This window comes from Sporosarcina sp. A2 (assembly GCF_050858885.1).
Taxonomy (GTDB): domain Bacteria; phylum Bacillota; class Bacilli; order Bacillales_A; family Planococcaceae; genus Sporosarcina.
In genome coordinates, this window is record NZ_CP193898.1 from 54,108 (window position 1) to 71,185 (window position 17,078).

At 47.6% G+C, this 17,078-nt stretch carries 16 protein-coding genes; all 16 read left to right on the plus strand.

Annotation, left to right across the window (positions count from 1 at the left end; all coding sequences use genetic code 11):
* Positions 1–8: 8 nt before the first annotated feature.
* The 16 genes from ACRPI0_RS00285 to ACRPI0_RS00360 all read left to right on the plus strand — a co-directional run bounded on the left by ACRPI0_RS00285 (position 9) and on the right by ACRPI0_RS00360 (position 17,074).
* On the plus strand, positions 9–989 hold the full coding sequence (locus ACRPI0_RS00285; protein ID WP_432355846.1) for a FecCD family ABC transporter permease: 981 nt from the start codon (positions 9–11) through the stop codon (positions 987–989).
* The gene (locus ACRPI0_RS00290) at positions 989–2,458 is read left to right on the plus strand and encodes an adenosylcobinamide amidohydrolase (protein WP_432354001.1); all 1,470 of its coding nucleotides are present in this window, start codon (positions 989–991) and stop codon (positions 2,456–2,458) included. The genes ACRPI0_RS00285 and ACRPI0_RS00290 overlap by 1 nt, the downstream gene beginning before the upstream one ends.
* On the plus strand, positions 2,446–3,414 hold the full coding sequence (gene cbiB, locus ACRPI0_RS00295; RefSeq protein WP_432354002.1) for an adenosylcobinamide-phosphate synthase CbiB: 969 nt from the start codon (positions 2,446–2,448) through the stop codon (positions 3,412–3,414). Before ACRPI0_RS00290 ends, cbiB begins: the two co-directional genes overlap by 13 nt.
* Complete coding sequence (gene cobD, locus ACRPI0_RS00300) at positions 3,401–5,059, plus strand: threonine-phosphate decarboxylase CobD (protein ID WP_432354003.1); 1,659 nt, start codon at positions 3,401–3,403, stop codon at positions 5,057–5,059. Before cbiB ends, cobD begins: the two co-directional genes overlap by 14 nt.
* On the plus strand, positions 5,056–5,892 hold the full coding sequence (locus ACRPI0_RS00305) for a cobyric acid synthase (protein ID WP_432354004.1): 837 nt from the start codon (positions 5,056–5,058) through the stop codon (positions 5,890–5,892). Before cobD ends, ACRPI0_RS00305 begins: the two co-directional genes overlap by 4 nt.
* Complete coding sequence (gene cobS, locus ACRPI0_RS00310; RefSeq protein ID WP_432354006.1) at positions 5,889–6,650, plus strand: adenosylcobinamide-GDP ribazoletransferase; 762 nt, start codon at positions 5,889–5,891, stop codon at positions 6,648–6,650. Before ACRPI0_RS00305 ends, cobS begins: the two co-directional genes overlap by 4 nt.
* Positions 6,623–7,219 (plus strand): histidine phosphatase family protein, encoded by a 597-nt coding sequence (locus ACRPI0_RS00315; RefSeq protein ID WP_432354008.1) that lies wholly within the window; start codon positions 6,623–6,625, stop codon positions 7,217–7,219. Before cobS ends, ACRPI0_RS00315 begins: the two co-directional genes overlap by 28 nt.
* Before the next feature lie 47 nt (positions 7,220–7,266).
* The gene (locus ACRPI0_RS00320) at positions 7,267–7,554 is read left to right on the plus strand and encodes a bifunctional adenosylcobinamide kinase/adenosylcobinamide-phosphate guanylyltransferase (RefSeq protein ID WP_432354011.1); all 288 of its coding nucleotides are present in this window, start codon (positions 7,267–7,269) and stop codon (positions 7,552–7,554) included.
* A 14-nt stretch (positions 7,555–7,568) separates the two neighbouring features.
* Positions 7,569–8,165, plus strand: a complete 597-nt coding sequence (locus ACRPI0_RS00325) for a cob(I)yrinic acid a,c-diamide adenosyltransferase (RefSeq protein WP_432354012.1) — start codon at positions 7,569–7,571, stop codon at positions 8,163–8,165.
* Positions 8,162–8,842 (plus strand): alpha-ribazole-5-phosphate synthase, encoded by a 681-nt coding sequence (locus ACRPI0_RS00330; RefSeq protein WP_432354014.1) that lies wholly within the window; start codon positions 8,162–8,164, stop codon positions 8,840–8,842. Before ACRPI0_RS00325 ends, ACRPI0_RS00330 begins: the two co-directional genes overlap by 4 nt.
* A 454-nt stretch (positions 8,843–9,296) precedes the next feature.
* Positions 9,297–11,447 (plus strand): heterodisulfide reductase-related iron-sulfur binding cluster, encoded by a 2,151-nt coding sequence (locus ACRPI0_RS00335; protein ID WP_432354015.1) that lies wholly within the window; start codon positions 9,297–9,299, stop codon positions 11,445–11,447.
* 191 nt (positions 11,448–11,638) lie between these two features.
* Entirely contained in the window at positions 11,639–12,832 is a 1,194-nt protein-coding gene (locus ACRPI0_RS00340; protein ID WP_432354017.1) for an acetyl-CoA C-acetyltransferase, read from the plus strand.
* Positions 12,833–13,164: 332 nt separating this feature from the next.
* Positions 13,165–14,016, plus strand: coding sequence for a 3-hydroxybutyryl-CoA dehydrogenase (locus ACRPI0_RS00345; protein WP_432354018.1), 852 nt, complete (start codon positions 13,165–13,167; stop codon positions 14,014–14,016).
* 14 nt (positions 14,017–14,030) lie between these two features.
* On the plus strand, positions 14,031–15,167 hold the full coding sequence (locus tag ACRPI0_RS00350; protein ID WP_432354021.1) for an acyl-CoA dehydrogenase: 1,137 nt from the start codon (positions 14,031–14,033) through the stop codon (positions 15,165–15,167).
* Positions 15,168–15,286: 119 nt separating this feature from the next.
* A complete protein-coding gene (locus tag ACRPI0_RS00355) occupies positions 15,287–16,426 on the plus strand; it encodes an acyl-CoA dehydrogenase (protein WP_432354023.1) in 1,140 nt (379 codons plus the stop codon).
* Positions 16,427–16,441: 15 nt separating this feature from the next.
* Complete coding sequence (locus tag ACRPI0_RS00360) at positions 16,442–17,074, plus strand: TetR/AcrR family transcriptional regulator (RefSeq protein ID WP_432355847.1); 633 nt, start codon at positions 16,442–16,444, stop codon at positions 17,072–17,074.
* The last annotated feature ends 4 nt before the right edge of the window (positions 17,075–17,078 follow it).

A 17,078-nucleotide genomic window follows, 5' to 3' on the forward strand; every position in this document is an offset into this window, starting at 1 on the left:
AACCACTGATCGCCTACATCGTTTCAGCTGCCGTCCTATTTACGGCAGTTGGGCTTGGTGTAACTATCGGATCTGTACACGTGCCAATTAGTACGTTATGGAAGCAAGGGGTAGACACGACTGCAACCAACATTTTATGGAAGATCAGAATGCCACGCGTGATTCTCGCTGGACTGGTCGGGGCATCGCTTGCTATTGCAGGTGCTGCATTCCAAGGATTGCTTAAAAATCCATTAGCTGATCCATACACACTCGGAGTGTCATCCGGCGCCTCTGTTGGTGCTGTGATGACACTCTTTTTCGGTATTAGCATTCCCGTACTCGGACTTTACACACTTCCCGTATTTAGTATGGTCGGTGCCGCCATCACAATGTTCGTCGTTCTCGGATTCGCTAAACTTGTAGACCGTGGACTTAACATGGAAACGATCATTTTAACCGGCATCATTTTCGGCTCTTTCCTCGGTTCTGTGCTGTCGCTCATGATTGCACTCACCGGTGAAGAACTGCGTCAAATTATCAGCTGGCTTCTCGGAAGCGTTTCGATGAAAGGCTGGAATTACATTCATATGATTCTCCCGTTCACGATCATCGGATCGTTCCTATTGTGGATGAACCGCAGAGAGTTGAATGCCATGCTATTCGGAGAAGACCGAGCGAAGCACTTAGGTGTCGACGTCAAACGACGGAAACTCGTCATTCTAATCGGGGGTTCGATTCTGACCGGTGCAGCCGTATCCGTTTCCGGAACAATCGGTTTCGTTGGGCTCGTTGTCCCTCATATGACACGCCTACTTTGGGGCTCCGATCACCGTCATCTTCTTACGCTCTCATTCATGAATGGCGCGACGTTACTTATAATTTGTGATCTCATCGCTCGCACAATCATCTCGCCGACAGAGTTACCGGTCGGCGTCATCACTGCATTCATCGGCGCACCCGTGTTTGCATTCATCTTTTATCGCCAAAGAAAAGGAGGGGCTGCGTAATGTTACGTGTACAAGGACTCTCAGGAGGCTATGGAAAAGGCCTCGTTGTTAACGATGTATCGTTCGATGTTCAACCTGGTGAAGTGCTCGGCATCCTCGGACCAAACGGCAGTGGGAAATCCACACTGCTCAAAATGATTTCAGGCATTTTACCTAAACAGACAGGGACTGTTGAAATTGCCGACAGAAATGCTAGCAGTTATTCTCCAAAAGAGTTTGCACGAAACGTAGCAGTTCTACCGCAACTCCATGCACATGCGTTTTCCCACACCGTTCGCGCGACCGTCGAACTGGGGCGCTACCCGTACCAAACAGGCCTTTTTTCGTCGTGGACAGCTGAAGACGAAGCCGCAGTCAACCACGCGATGGAACGCACAGGGGTTACGCACTATGCCAATACGCTAATCGAATCGTTGTCAGGTGGGGAACAGCAGCGAGTATTCGTCGCACAAGCTCTTGCCCAACAAGCACCACTTCTTTTGTTGGATGAACCCACGAACCATCTCGACATCGCCTACCAGCAACAATTACTCGACACCGTCCGAAGTCTCGCGGTCGACGAAGGCAAAACCGTCGTCTCGGTATTTCACGACGTTAACTTAGCCGCGCTTTACTGTGACCGATTACTACTTATGGAACAGGGTGAAATCGCAAAAATAGGCTTGCCGCAAGACGTCGTTCAGGAATCGATCATTCGATCCGTCTACAATGCTGACGTCAAAACGCAAGCGCATCCTGAGTTGCCGAAACCACAAATGACGCTGTTGCCATCAGTGAAAATGCAGCAATCAGAACCGTTTCAAGTGGATGAAACCCAGTTTACAGTCACTTCAGACAGCGTCCTATTGAAGACGGAGAGCTCGCTCAAGACGGTTTCATCCGCAGTCCATAATCCTGGGATGGGATGGTACACGACATTCGTCAACCGACGTGTCGGAGCGGATTATGATTGCGACGACGTGAAAAAGGAAATGGAAGACTATCTAGAAAACCGGGGTCACCATCTGACAGATACCGTCGGAATGATGACCGCTGTCCATACCGAACACGTTGAAATTAAACGATTCGTAGACGAAGACGTTTCAATCGTTATTTCCGTTACGGCAGGTGTCGGAAATGCAGTCGACGTCTCAAAAGCACGCGAGCGAGAAGCGTATATCGGCACTATTAACACGTGGCTCATCGTCAACGGTCGTCTCTCTGAAGAAGCATTCATTCAATCGATGATCACCGCAACAGAAGCGAAAACGCGCGCGCTCCAGACGGAAAACGTTCTCGATCCGCTGACTGGAACGCAAGCAACTGGTACATCGACGGACAGTCTGCTCGTTGCTGCAACACAAATCGGTCCGGACATTCCGTATGCAGGTCCAATTACGCCACTCGGAAAACTGATCGGTGCAGGCGTCTATGAATGTACGGTGAAAGCGATCCGTACCTATAAGGAGGCTAAAGGATGGAAAAGCTGATCGTGGCGCATCTAATCGCTGTCACAATCGGATTTTATTTGGACCGGTTCATTGGTGATCCGCCGAACTGGCCGCATCCCGTCCGCTGGATTGGAACGTCTATTACAAAGCTAACAAACTTGTTAAACAAAGGTAGAAACCGCACTGCAAAAGGTGCTGTCTTGCTCATACTTGTGGTTTTACCTAGCTTCGTAATCGTTGCATTTCTCACAACCGCAGCCTACTGGTGGCATCTGGTGGCCGGGATTGCAGTTGAAAGTGTGTTAATCGCGATTGGGCTTGCCCAAAAGAGCCTGCGCACCGCAGCGCTTGATGTTGCAAAACCACTTGCAGCAGGTGACATGATGGAAGCGCGCAAGAAGTTGTCATGGATTGTCGGAAGAGACACCGATGATTTGGGTGAATCCCAAATCACGCGTGGCGTTGTAGAAACCGTATCCGAAAACATATCAGATGGCGTCACAGCCCCTTTATTCTTCGCATTCATTCTCGGTGCACCAGGATTGTGGCTGTACAAGGCGGTCAATACATTGGACTCGATGGTAGGCTATAAAGACGACCGATATCGCGAATTCGGAACGGCATCCGCACGGGCTGATGATGTCCTGAACTTCATCCCAGCAAGAATTACAGGTTTTCTCATGCTCATCCTATCGCCGAATGAAGGTGGCCTAACAATAGACAAGAGATTCGAAGGCTGGCAGCAGGACGCAATAAAACATCCAAGTCCGAACAGTGGCTATCTGGAAGCCGCCACCGCGTGGCAACTTGGCGTTCAACTTGGCGGTACGAATACATATAGGGGAGTCATCTCACATCGATCGGAATTCGGTCCTAATTGTCAAAAATTGAGTGCGATCCATATTGACCAAACACTGGTTCAACTAAAGCGCGCATCATCGGGCTTCTTAGCGCTCGGCATCATTATTGGAGGGATTGTCTATGCCACTGCCTAATCACGGTGCAAATCCGCACAAACTCTATGAATCATTGAACCTCGAGCCACCATCCGCAGTCCTCGATTTCAGCGAGAATTGCAATCCTTCAGGTCCGCCAGAAGCGGTTCACAAAGTTTGGAACGACCTCGTTCACTCGATTGCCCGATACCCTGATCCGGAAGGCGAACCGTTCCGCTCTGCGGTTGCTGGATTTCACAACGTGGACGCCGCTCAACTCATAATAGGAAACGGGGCGGCAGAACTGTTGTCGCTCATTTCGAAACAGTATCAAGGAAAGCGAGCAATCCTCATTCACCCAACATTTTCTGAATATGAAGCGACGTTAACAGCAGCGGGCTCTGAAATTACGCACGTTCAAGCACGTGCAGAAAATGGGTTCACGCTACCAATAGACGAACTGAAAATGGCTATGAAGAACGCAGACGTCTTATACATATGCACACCGAACAATCCGACAGGCGTTTTACCAAGTAAAACGGAATTACTCACACTCATTCAATTTGCAGCGGGTGTTTCCTGTGACATCGTTTTGGACGAAGCGTTTATCGATTGGATTGACGAAGAGCTATCCTTCATTCCAGAAGTCATGAACTATCCGAACGTCATTGTCGTCCGTTCGATGACGAAATTGTATGCCATTCCAGGCATTCGACTTGGATATGCAGTCGCGCATCCCGAGCGAATTGATGGGTTAAAACGAAGTGCCCCGCATTGGAACATCAATGCGATTGCAGCTCAACTCGGAACGGTTTGTCTTCACCAATCGGACTACCGTGATTGCGCAATTCAGCAAGCGATGGAAGAACGTCAAAAGATGACAACTTTTTTAACCGCCCACGACTGCAAAGTCATTGACTCTAGAGCAAACTTCATCTTATTCAAACCACCTGGCTGTAATACAGCACAAGACGTTTTCACTAAGTTGTTGATGCAAGGAATCGTCGTCCGTCATACCGAGAACTTCAAAGGACTGGATGGACAGTGGCTACGAGTCGGCATGAAATCTGCGCCCGATATGGAGATTCTACGAAACGCTTTAGCCCCTTTATTGTATGAAACCAAAGGAACCTTGACGTTCATAAGCGGGGGCGTCCGCAGTGGCAAAAGTGCCTACGCGGAACAGCTTGTCCGAACCGAAGCAGTATTGACTTGCGGGCGACTCGTCTACATCGCGTCCGGCACTGCTAGCGACGAAGAAATGGCTGAGCGCATCGAACGCCATCGATTGGATCGAGCCGATGACGGCTGGACAACACTTGAAGAGCCGACTCATCTAGAACGTGTAGTTTCTGAATTGCAACCGGGAGACCATGTTCTTTGGGATTGCGTGACAACGTGGCTCGGAAACGTAGCCTTTGAAGGATGGGAATTGGGAACGCCATGTATCGTAAACCCCGATTGCATCAATGAAAAGGTCAGTACATTACTAGAAACAATAGAAGCCATACGGAATCGGACGAACCAGTTTGTAATCGTTTCAAACGAAGTGTTCGATGAACCTTTGAAAACGGAAGCCATCACGCGAACGTACACGCATACGCTAGGAACGTTGCACCAAGCCATTGTTGCAAAAGCGGATACTGCAATTGAAATGGATAGTGGGTTACCAATTGTTCATAAAAAAGGAGGCGTAATCGGATGAAAGGAATTATGGTCATGGGAACAGCCTCGGACGTTGGAAAAAGCCTTGTCTGCACAGCACTCTGCCGGTTATTCGCGAATGAGGGAATCCGTGTTGCGCCATTCAAATCCCAGAATTTATCCCCCTATTGTGAGCATGCCGTAGATGGCACGCCGATCAGCCGCGCGCAATTCATCCAAGCACAAGCGGCTCGGGTAGAACCGACGACTGATATGAACCCAATCATATTACAGCCTGGTGAAGATGGTACGCTAACAGGCACGTTTTGCGGAACACCACTTGAGTTGGTGAGTGGTATGGCGTATCGAGACGCGTATTATGAGCTGGCAATCGAAGCGATTGAATTGTCACTCCATTCGCTCGAAAAGTCATTCGAATTCGTCGTCATTGAAGGGGCAGGCAGTCCAGTAGAAATGAATCTCCGTGACCGCGACATCGTCAACATGCGCGTCGCAGAACTTGCAGACGTTCCTGTTGTGCTCGTAGCGGACATCGATCGTGGCGGCGTTTTTGCATCTATCGTCGGCACGTTTGAATTGCTTCAGCCGTCTGAGCGAAGTCGTGTGAAAGGGATTATTATTAATAAATTCAAAGGTGATCTCGCTGGATTTGAAGAAGGGGTTGAATTTATCGAATCCTATACAGACATTCCGGTTTTAGGTGTGCTGCCTTATAAAGAAGATCATGGGATTGCTGAAGAAGACGCTGACCGACTGCAAACGCAGGCACCGAGCGGGATTGACCTTTATGATGCATGGGCGGAGCACGTGCATACTCATATGTACTGGGGATTATTGAAACGGATTTGTGACATGGAAGAGGCGAGTCGATGAACGGAATTCTCTTAGCCTTACAATTTTTCACGAGCATTCCAGTTCGAAAAGAATTGCCTATGGAACGACGTCACATCACTTCGATGTATGGTGCGTTACCGTTTGTCGGCGCATTGATCGGCCTCGCTATGACCACGAGTATTCTATTGAGCGAAGCACTCGGATTCGGTACGCTGCTCACGGCGGTTTTAACATTAATTATCGGAATCGCGCTTACTGGCGGCTTGCATTTGGATGGTGTTGCAGACACGAGCGACGCATATTTTTCGTATCGTGATCAGAAACGACGCCATGAAATTCTTGCGGATCCGCGTATCGGCGCATTTGGAACACTTGGGCTGATCGTGTTCATTTTATTAAAACTTGCGTTGCTTCATGAATTTATCGTCGTGCATGGTGCTAATCTTTATGTGCTAATGGCGGTACCGTTTTTGGCACGTGGTACGATGGTGCTCTATTTTAGTACGATGAAACCTGCGAAAGAAAGCGGCATGGCCTACTTCTTCCTTCAGAAACTGAACCGTGGACCGCTTATAGGCTGGACGATTGTGTGCATGGTTGCAGTTGTGATAGCAGTCGGTATTGTTTTGAATACGATTCTACTTCCGATTGCCATTATCGGCATAATTGGTCTTTCGCTCGCGCTCTATCCATCCTGGACACTCCGTAATTTTGGTGGCGTCACGGGTGATTTGAGTGGTGCATTCATCGAAGGAATGGAGGTCGTGCTATGGCTCACGGTATTGAGTTCGTTGTAATTCGGCATTTGCCGACAGTAGGAAATGGGAAACGGCAATACATCGGATGGACAGATGAACCAATTGTTCCTATCGCTATCAAACCGTTGGAGTATCAGCCTTTCACTGTGTACGGAAGTGATCTCTTAAGGACCCAACAAACTGCAGCGTTGCTCTATCCAAATGCAACCTATCAAGCGGATGCCCGATTCCGGGAATGTAATTTTGGGGAATTTGAAGGAAAAACGTATGCACAACTTGAAAATAACGAACAGTACCGAGGCTGGATCGATGATTCAACGAAGATGAGTCCACCTGGAGGCGAATCATTGCTCCAAGTTGAAACACGCGTATTGGAAGCGTTCCGGAAGTTACCTACGGGTGCACGACTCGTTACACACGGAGGACCCCTCCGGTTGTTACTTGCACAATTTGCACCGGAACCACGAGATTTCTGGTCTTGGAACGTCCCGCACGGTGCAGTATATCGCTTCCGCTGGGACTTAGAACAACAGTGGAAGGAGGGACAGCGATGCACATCGTTATCGGAGGAGCAGCTAATGGTAAACGAAAATTCGTTCGAGAAATAGTCTCACCTGGCACTCGGTGGTTGGGGGATGAACACCCTCTCAATCTTATGGAAGTTTCACAACTACCTGTCGATCAACCCGCTGTTGTTTGTAACGTAGAACAGTGGATGACCGCGCGAGTTGACGATGAAGAGCAGGCGGTCAAGGATTTTCTGCATGCGGTTTCCGGAAAAGATGTCACTGTCATTTTGACGGATATTGGTAGAGGGATCGTACCAATGAACGCTTTCGACCGAGCACACCGCGATGCATGCGGACGACTCAATCAGCATTTATTGAAAGAAGCGACTGAAGTTACACGAATTTGGTTCGGCATTCCACAAAAATTGATGTGAAAGGGAGAGATTACATGAAAATCTATACGAAAACGGGAGACAAAGGGCAAACGAGTTTAATTGGAGGACGCGTGGACAAAGATGATTTGCGTGTTGAGGCATACGGAACGATCGATGAACTGAATTCATTCATTGGAAAAGCTATGGCTGAGCTAGATTTAGAAACTTGTCGTGATATTTTTGATGACCTTGAAGCTGTTCAAAACGAACTGTTCGATGGAGGCGGAGACCTTGCAAACGTTATGAAAGAGCGCCACTACAAACTATCTGATGAACCAGTTGAAGTACTTGAGACTCGCATCGATGAACTGATGGAAGAGGCACCGCCACTTGAAAAGTTCATTTTACCGGGTGGAACGCATGCAGCGGCATCCCTTCATATTTGTAGAACCGTAACGCGTCGCGCAGAGCGAATCACTGTGACACTTTTGAAGAACGAAGAAGACGTTCCAGCAACGGTTCAACGTTATTTGAATCGTCTCTCAGACTACTTATTCGTTGCAGCGCGTATCGTCAACAAACGAGGGAACGTTTCGGATAACGAATACGTCCGCAGCGCAAAAGTGTTCCGTACAGAAGTAAAGGACAAGAAAGACAACAAAAGCGAATGACGACAACCCGCAACGCAATCCAGCTTGGCGACTGGATTGTCACAACGGATAATTCGGGCGGCATCGGGGAGAAGACGGACGATCTTGTGTCCGTTCCTGACCGCATCACTGCCCGTTTTGCAACCCGTGTCGCGCTGCTTGAACAGTGGGTGGCGGGTGCGGAACCGGAAGCGGTGTTACTTCATAACTTTAGCGGTGACGCGAGTTGGGACCGCTATTGCGAAGGGATTCGTGATGTGTTCAATGAAATCGGGACAGACACACCGAGGATCAGTGGAAGTAGCGAAACGAATATGACGTTGCGCCAATCCGCAGTCGCCGTAACGTTGATTGGCAAGCAAGCGACGAGTCTAGAAGTTTCAAATGGAAATTGGTATACATATGGAACTCCGCTTGTTGGTGGCGATGTGCTCATGCGAGAAACCGAAATCGCGTCGCTCGCCGTCCTTAATGTCGCACGTCTTGGGGGACTTTTTCAGCGAATCTGGCCAGTCGGCTCTAGCGGGATTTTAGCGGAATGGCGAGCGGCTATTGGAGATCCGACTCGCGAGGCGAATAGTCTGTTAGACATCCATAGTTCCGCGGGCCCCGCGACGGTTGTCTTATTGCAAATCGCTCCGAATCGACTCGCAGAGGCAAAACATCATTTCGGAACATTGCTGCACCCGTTAGATTGAAACATTGAGCTCTCTCAGTTTAAAAGCTTGATTGGTAGCGCTTCGCTTGTTTGGTACAGTGCATTCGAAGCGCGGGCGCCATTCGCTAGCATTCAAAACTAGGAGATCGCTCATAAATTACGAAATGTGATCATAAACTCAGAAATACGCTCATAAACAGTCCAGTACCCTCGCACTATATATGCCCTTAACCAATAATTCTTACCAAATCATAAAACACGTCTAAATTATACGAGTCACCACTCCTTCGCGAAAGAATTCATCAAAAAAGAAGTAACTATCTATAAAGTTAGCCCACACCAGGTTTTTCGTCAGAATTCACCGGCATTTCAAAATTTTAATTGACTGAATGCTCATTCATATCTTAAACTAGTTAATAATGCATCGACAAAATGCATCAATTCATCTAGACTAGTAAGAACATTCATTACATACAAAAAAAGGGGAGAACATTATGACGCCTTTATTAATCGCCAATTGGGTTTTATTCCTCGCGATTGTTGCTTACGGGCTAGCGTTGTTTACATATTTAATCAAAACACGCACCCAATTCATTCGACTTGGACAAAAAGAAGACTTTGATAACAACGTACAAAAACGCCTGAAAGAAGTATGGGTGAACGTATTTGGACAAAAGAAATTATTGAAAGATAAAAAGAGTGGTACCATTCACGTTATGTTTTTCTATGGATTCCTACTCGTTCAATTCGGTGCAATTGACTTGGTTTGGAAAGGATTGAAACCGGACTCGCACTTACCGTTCGGACCGGTCTATCCATTCTTCACATTCTTCCAGGAGATTGTAGTAGCTGTTATTCTCGTTGCGGTTGTTTGGGCATTCTATCGCCGTTACATGGAGAAACTCGTTCGTTTGAAGCGTGGATGGAAATCAGGACTTGTTCTAATTTTCATCGGAACCCTCATGATTTCTACACTAGTTGCAAATGGTATGAACATGATTTGGCATGGCCACGCGACAACGTGGACGGAGCCTATGGCATCGGGAATTGCAACCGTTTTCAGTTTCCTATCACCTACAGCTGCAGCAGCGATTTTCTTCGTTGCATGGTGGGTTCACTTGCTGACTTTGCTCACATTCCTTGTGTATGTGCCACAATCGAAACACGCGCACTTGATCGCAGGGCCGGTCAATACGTACATGATGCGTTTTGACCGTCGCGGGAAACTTGCGCCAATCGATTTTGCAGCAATGGAAGATATCGAAGACGAAGACGAAATGCCAACACTAGGCGTCGGCAAAATTACAGACTTCACACAACTACAAATGATCGACTTATATGCGTGTGTGGAATGTGGTCGCTGTACGAATATGTGTCCAGCCACGGGTACAGGTAAAATGCTGTCACCGATGGACTTGATTACTAAACTACGCGATAACTTGACGAACACAGGTGCGTTGACAACGAAACAGAAACCTTGGGTACCTTCGTTCATGTTCGGCAACACAAAAGGGAACCAGATCGCACTTGCGGCTGGGCTTGAAGGCGCAACAATGGATGATATTTACAATCCATCATTGATTGGCGACATCATTACTGAAGAAGAAATTTGGGCTTGTACGACTTGCCGCAACTGTGAAGACCAATGTCCAGTTATGAACGAGCATGTTGATAAAATCATCGATCTTCGTCGTTATCTTGTAATGACGGAAGGTAAAATGGACCCGGATGCACAGCGCGCGATGACAAACATCGAACGCCAAGGAAATCCGTGGGGACTGAACCGTAAAGAGAAAGAGAACTGGCGTGACGCACGTCCGGATCTTAAGATTCCAACAGTAAAAGAACTTAAAAAAGCTGACGAGTCTTTCGAATACTTGCTGTGGGTCGGCTCAATGGGTGCATTCGATAACCGTTCACAGAAGATCGCGTTGTCATTCGCTCACTTGTTGAATGAAGCAGGCGTTTCATTCGCTATTCTAGGAAATAAAGAAAAGAACTCCGGTGACACACCACGTCGTCTCGGTAACGAATTCTTATTCCAAGAACTTGCGACTGCAAACATCGCTGAATTCGAAAAAGCGGAAGTGAAAAAGATCGTCACCATCGATCCGCACGCATTCAATATTTTCAAAAATGAATATCCAGACTTCGGTTTCACCGCTGAAGTGTATCACCATACCGAGCTGTTGCATGAACTTGTCCAAAAAGGACGCTTGAAACCGCAACACGCCATTGAAGAAACGATTACGTTCCATGACTCGTGTTACCTCGGTCGTTATAACGACGTTTACGATGCACCACGTGAAATTTTGAGATCTATTCCAGGTGTTAACTTGGTCGAAATGAAACGAAACCGCGAAGACGGCATGTGCTGTGGCGCCGGTGGAGGTCTCATGTGGATGGAAGAAGACGCAGGTCACCGCATCAACGTCGCTCGAACAGAGCAAGCGATGGAAGTAACACCAGGAATTATTTCATCCGGATGCCCATATTGTTTAACAATGTTGTCTGACGGAACGAAAGCAATAGAAGTCGAAGAAACGGTCGGTACGTATGACATTGCTGAGCTTCTCGAGCGTTCTGTTTTTGGTGAAGGAATTGCAGACGGATCTGAAACTGAACTTGAACCCGTGCTACAGTAAAAAAAGTTTGCAAGACTGACAGACTTGTCCTACAATTAAGACAGTCGAACAGAACGGAATTATAAGACAAGTTAAACCAAGGGGGAGCACCAGTGCTTCCCCTTTCTAATGAAATCTTACCGAGCGAGCGTTCAGTCGCTCCTTGCAATCCAAAATGTAAACGCTATCAAAAAACTGGAGGATGATGACAAATGGTTAAAACAGTATTGATTGACGGTGCACGAACGGCTTTTGGGAAAATGGGTGGAGCCCTACAAACCCTTACTGCAAGTGACTTAGGCGCAGCAGCAATCAAGTCCGCTCTCGAACGCTCGCAGGTAGAAGCAACAGACGTAGACGAAGTGATCTTCGGAACCGTGTTACAAGCGGGTCAAGGACAGATTCCATCGAGACAGGCAGCGACAAAAGCCGGCATCCCGTGGAAAGTGAAAACAGAAACGATTAACAAAGTATGTGCATCGGGTATGCGCAGTGTGACACTTGGCGACCAGCTCATCCGACTTGGAGACGAAGAAGTCATCGTTGCAGGCGGCATGGAATCGATGTCAAACGCACCGTACTACTTGCCAAAAGGTCGTTTCGGATTACGCATGGGTGACGCAACCCTTGTTGATGGCATGATCTACGACGGACTATCAGATTCATTTTCACCAGGGAATGTCCATATGGGCACGTTTGGAAACTCAACAGCAGAAGCATTCAACGTCACACGCGAACGTCAAGATGAGTGGGCACTTCGAAGCCATCAACTTGCAGTGACTGCAATGGAAAATGGCATCTTTGCAGAGGAAATCACACCCGTAGAGATTCCTCAGCGTAAGGGAGATCCAATCGTTGTGGATACCGACGAAGCACCACGTAAAGATACATCACTGGAAGTACTTGCAAAACTACGTCCAGCATTTGGGAAAGACGGCTCTGTTACTGCAGGAAACGCACCTGGCGTCAGTGACGGTGCATGTGCACTCGTTCTTATGAGTGACGAGCGCGCAGCTCGCGAAGGTAAAAACGTCCTCGCAACGGTGATAGGTCACGCTGAAGTCGCAATCGAGCCAGAAAATTTCCCGCAAACTCCAGGACTTGTCATCAATGAAATCCTTGAGAAAACAGGAAAGTCCATTGAAGACATCGACCTATTTGAAATAAATGAAGCGTTCGCAGTCGTCGCACTCGCGAGTTCTGATATCGCAAAACTCGACCCTGAAAAAGTGAACGTCAACGGCGGTGCAGTAGCACTCGGCCACCCAATCGGCGCAAGCGGAGCACGTATCATTCTGACACTAGCATATGAATTGAAACGCCGTGGCGGCGGAATCGGCATTGCAGCAATTTGTTCAGGCGGAGGCCAAGGCGACGCGATTATGATCGAAGTTCCTAAACAATAACTAGCAAACCTGGAGCGTGGAGAGTTATGAGCGATATCGCATAGTTTATGATCACAATTCGCGAGTTATGAGCGGAATTATGAGTTTATGATCACTTTCCGAGTTTTATGAGCGGAATCGTGAATTTATGATCACATCCAAGCGTTTATGAGCGGAATCCGTGATTTATGATCATATCCCTCTTCACTGGGTAAGAAATTGCTTCGCGAAGCGGAGCACACCAATTAATCTTGGTTTTGATTGGATAAGAGTACTTGCCGCGCGGAAAGTTTATGAGCGTAATCTAAAAGTGTACTTCTACAACTAACACGACCCCGAAAGGATGAATAGTTATGAACATTCAACACGTAATGGTAATCGGCGCGGGACAAATGGGCGGCGGAATCGCACAAGTATGCGCACAAGCAGGATTCAACGTAACGCTGAACGATGTCAAAGAGGAATCGTATGCAAAAGGCATCGCAGTCATTGAAAAGAACTTGGCCCGCAACGTTGAAAAACAACGTATGACAGAAAATGAAAAACAAGCCGTCCTCGGTCGCATCACAAAATCACTCGACATCAACGACGCTAAAACCATGGACATAGTTATCGAGGCAGCAGTTGAAAACATGAATATCAAAAAGTCCATCTTCAAGCAACTCGACGAAATCACACCGGCTCATACGATTCTCGCAACGAACACATCTTCACTTCCCATCACGGAAATTGCAGCAGCGACAAATCGTCCGGAACACGTTATTGGCATGCATTACATGAATCCAGTGCCTGTTATGAAACTCGTTGAAATCATCCGTGGTTTATCTACATCAGACGAAGTTTACCAAGCTGTCGAAGACATGACCAACAAGCTCGGAAAAGTACCAGTCGAAGTAAATGACTTCCCTGGATTCGTCGCAAACCGCGTCCTAATGCCAATGATCAACGAAGCAATCTTCACACTTTATGAAGGTGTCGCAACAAAAGAAGCAATCGACGAAGTGATGAAACTGGGGATGAACCACCCAATGGGACCACTTCAACTCGCAGATTTCATCGGACTCGATACGTGTCTTTATATCATGGAAACACTTCAAGATGGTTACGGCGATTCGAAATACCGACCGTGCCCACTACTTCGTAAATACGTTAATGCCGGCTGGCTTGGCAAAAAATCAGGACGGGGCTTCTACTCGTACTCATAAAAGGGGACTAACTTATGGATTTTCAATTCACCGAAGAACAACAGATGATGCGCAAACTGGTCAAGGACTTTGCTAAAGCGGAAATCGAACCGTTCATTCCGAATCTCGAGGCAGATGAATTCCCTACAGAAATCGTCAAGAAGATGGGCGAACTTGGACTCATGGGGATTACTGTTCCAGAGGAATACGGCGGCGCTGGCATGGACTTTGTCTCGTACATCAGCGCAATCCATGAGTTATCGAAAATGCACGCAACAGTAGGTGTCATCCTTTCTGTTCATACTTCTGTCGGCACAAACCCAATTCTATATTTCGGAACAGATGAGCAGAAAGGTCGCTACTTGAAGAGAATGGCAGCAGGAGAACTCCTCGGTGCTTTCTGTCTAACAGAACCTTCAGCAGGATCGGATGCTGGATCTCTCAAAACGCGTGCCGTGAAAAAAGATAACGCATACGTACTCAACGGTTCAAAAGTGTTCATCACAAATGGCGGAGAGGCGGATGTCTACATCGTCTTCGCGGTGACGGATCCAGCGAAAGGGACGTACGGTATCTCGGCATTCATCGTAGATGGCGACACGCCGGGATTGATTATTGGGAAAAACGAAGAAAAAATGGGCATGCATGGCTCGCGGACTGTTCAACTGACGTTCGAAGACATGCACGTTCCTGAAGAAAACTTGCTAGGCTCTGAAGGTGAAGGATTCAAGATCGCCATGTCTAATCTTGACGTCGGCCGTATCGGAATCGCTGCACAAGCACTTGGAATCGCAGAAGCAGCAGTCGAAGCCGCAACAGAGTATGCAAAAGAGCGCGTTCAATTTGGGAAGCCAATCGCTGCAAACCAAGGCATCGGATTCAAACTGGCAGATATGGCAACCGCTGCAGAAGCGTCGCGTCTTCTTGTCTACCGAGCAGCTCAATTGCGTGCTGAAGGCAAATCTTGCGCTAAGGAAGCATCGATGGCAAAACTATTCGCATCACAAACTGCAATGGACAACGCGATCGAAGCCGTCCAAGTTTTCGGTGGCTACGGCTATACAAAAGACTATCCCGTAGAGCGATTCTTCCGCGACGCGAAAGTTACTCAAATCTACGAAGGCACAAGCGAAATTCAACGCATGGTCATCTCGAAACATCTGACGAAGTAACTAATAGACTGTTTTGGGAATAAAACCAACTAAGTATTGTGATCAAGTGTGGAGTGAATATGCTCAAGCGCAAGCAAAATCACACACATTAAACTATCCAACAGAAAAGAGGAACTTACATGAATTTTGAACTCTCTGAAGAACACGAAATGATCCGTAAAATGGTCCGCGACTTTGCAGAAAAAGAAGTAGCGCCAACAGCTGCTGAACGCGACGAAGAAGAACGCTTCGATATGGGCCTATTCAAGAAAATGGCGGAACTCGGACTCACTGGAATTCCTTGGCCTGAAGAATACGGCGGCATCGGCAGCGACTATCTCGCATACGTTATCGCAGTCGAAGAACTATCACGCGTCTGTGCGTCAACAGGCGTTACGCTTTCTGCGCACACATCACTCGCAGGATGGCCTGTGTTCAAATACGGTACGGAAGAGCAAAAGCAAAAGTATCTCCGTCCAATGGCAGAAGGCTCTAAAATCGGTGCATACGGTCTGACTGAAGCAGGATCAGGATCCGATGCTGGCGGCATGAAAACAACCGCTAAACTTGATGGTGACGACTACATCCTAAACGGCTCGAAGATCTTCATCACAAACGGTGGAATCGCAGACATCTACATCGTCTTCGCAGTAACGGATGCAGACTCGAAGCACAAAGGAACGACTGCATTCATAGTAGAAGCAGACTATCCAGGCTTCTCTGTTGGGAAAAAAGAGAGAAAGCTCGGCATTCGTTCATCTCCAACGACTGAAATTATCTTCGACAACTGCCGCGTGCCAAAAGAGAACATGCTCGGTGAAGAAGGTCAAGGGTTCATCATCGCTATGAAAACACTCGACGGTGGTCGTAACGGAATCGCTGCTCAAGCAGTCGGAATCGCTCAAGGCGCAGTAGATGCTGCGGTAGATTACGCAAAAGAGCGCGTGCAATTCGGTAAGCCAATTGCCGCAAACCAAGGAATCGGATTTAAACTCGCTGATATGGCAACGGCTACAGAAGCGTCTCGTCTTCTTACATACCAAGCTGCATGGCTCGAGTCTAACAACCTTCCATATGGTAAAGCATCCGCAATGGCAAAACTAATGGCGGGTGACACGGCAATGAAAGTCACAACAGAAGCTGTTCAAGTCTATGGCGGATACGGCTATACGAAAGACTATCCAGTTGAGCGCTTCATGCGCGATGCAAAAATCACACAAATCTATGAAGGTACGCAAGAAGTACAGCGACTCGTCATCTCCCGTATGCTGACGAAGTAAAAAGGGGGTCAGATGATGGAACTGAAACACCAAGTAAAGTCGTCTGTAAAAGATGGCGAGTTAATCGAAAAACGGCGTGAACAGATCATTGAAGGTGCAGTCCGGTTGTTCAAGCAAAAAGGATTCCACCGCTCAACGACGCGAGAAATCGCTAAAGAGGCAGGCTTTAGCATCGGTACGTTATACGAATACATTCGCACGAAAGAAGACGTTTTGTACCTCGTTTGTGACACGATTTACAACGAGGTGCAGACCCGTCTTTCAGGCATTGCAGACGAAGAAGCAACGATTGATGGGCTCGCCCGTGCGATCGCCGTCTACTACCGGCTCGTGGATGACTTGTCGGATGAATTCGTTGTCATGTACCAAGAATCGAAATCGCTACCGAAAAGTGCGCTTGATTATGTGCTGAAAAAAGAACGTGCAATGACTGGATTGTTCGAAACTCTTCTTCGGGCATGCGCAGATGCTGGGGAGCTTCGCATCACGGAAAGCAGTATCGGACTTGCGGCGCATCACATCGTTATCCAAGGACAGATGTGGGCATTCCGCAGATGGGAATTGAAGCAGATGTACGAATTAGACGGCTATATCGAATTTCAAACGGATCAGCTTCTAAATGGTTTAGTGAAACAAGCTACCAACTGATGGA

Bases quoted from the DNA above. Each gene is read 5' to 3' on its own strand.
- ACRPI0_RS00355 (WP_432354023.1), top strand. From the start codon at position 15,287: ATGAATTTTGAACTCTCTGAAGAACACGAAATGATCCGTAAAATGGTC.
- cobD (WP_432354003.1), top strand. From the start codon at position 3,401: ATGCCACTGCCTAATCACGGTGCAAATCCGCACAAACTCTATGAATCA.
- ACRPI0_RS00345 (WP_432354018.1), top strand. From the start codon at position 13,165: ATGAACATTCAACACGTAATGGTAATCGGCGCGGGACAAATGGGCGGC.
- ACRPI0_RS00325 (WP_432354012.1), top strand. From the start codon at position 7,569: ATGAAAATCTATACGAAAACGGGAGACAAAGGGCAAACGAGTTTAATT.
- ACRPI0_RS00350 (WP_432354021.1), top strand. From the start codon at position 14,031: ATGGATTTTCAATTCACCGAAGAACAACAGATGATGCGCAAACTGGTC.
- ACRPI0_RS00315 (WP_432354008.1), top strand. From the start codon at position 6,623: ATGGCTCACGGTATTGAGTTCGTTGTAATTCGGCATTTGCCGACAGTA.
- ACRPI0_RS00305 (WP_432354004.1), top strand. From the start codon at position 5,056: ATGAAAGGAATTATGGTCATGGGAACAGCCTCGGACGTTGGAAAAAGC.
- ACRPI0_RS00290 (WP_432354001.1), top strand. From the start codon at position 989: ATGTTACGTGTACAAGGACTCTCAGGAGGCTATGGAAAAGGCCTCGTT.
- cobS (WP_432354006.1), top strand. From the start codon at position 5,889: ATGAACGGAATTCTCTTAGCCTTACAATTTTTCACGAGCATTCCAGTT.
- ACRPI0_RS00360 (WP_432355847.1), top strand. From the start codon at position 16,442: ATGGAACTGAAACACCAAGTAAAGTCGTCTGTAAAAGATGGCGAGTTA.
- ACRPI0_RS00335 (WP_432354015.1), top strand. From the start codon at position 9,297: ATGACGCCTTTATTAATCGCCAATTGGGTTTTATTCCTCGCGATTGTT.
- cbiB (WP_432354002.1), top strand. From the start codon at position 2,446: ATGGAAAAGCTGATCGTGGCGCATCTAATCGCTGTCACAATCGGATTT.
- ACRPI0_RS00330 (WP_432354014.1), top strand. From the start codon at position 8,162: ATGACGACAACCCGCAACGCAATCCAGCTTGGCGACTGGATTGTCACA.
- ACRPI0_RS00340 (WP_432354017.1), top strand. From the start codon at position 11,639: ATGGTTAAAACAGTATTGATTGACGGTGCACGAACGGCTTTTGGGAAA.
- ACRPI0_RS00320 (WP_432354011.1), top strand. From the start codon at position 7,267: ATGGAAGTTTCACAACTACCTGTCGATCAACCCGCTGTTGTTTGTAAC.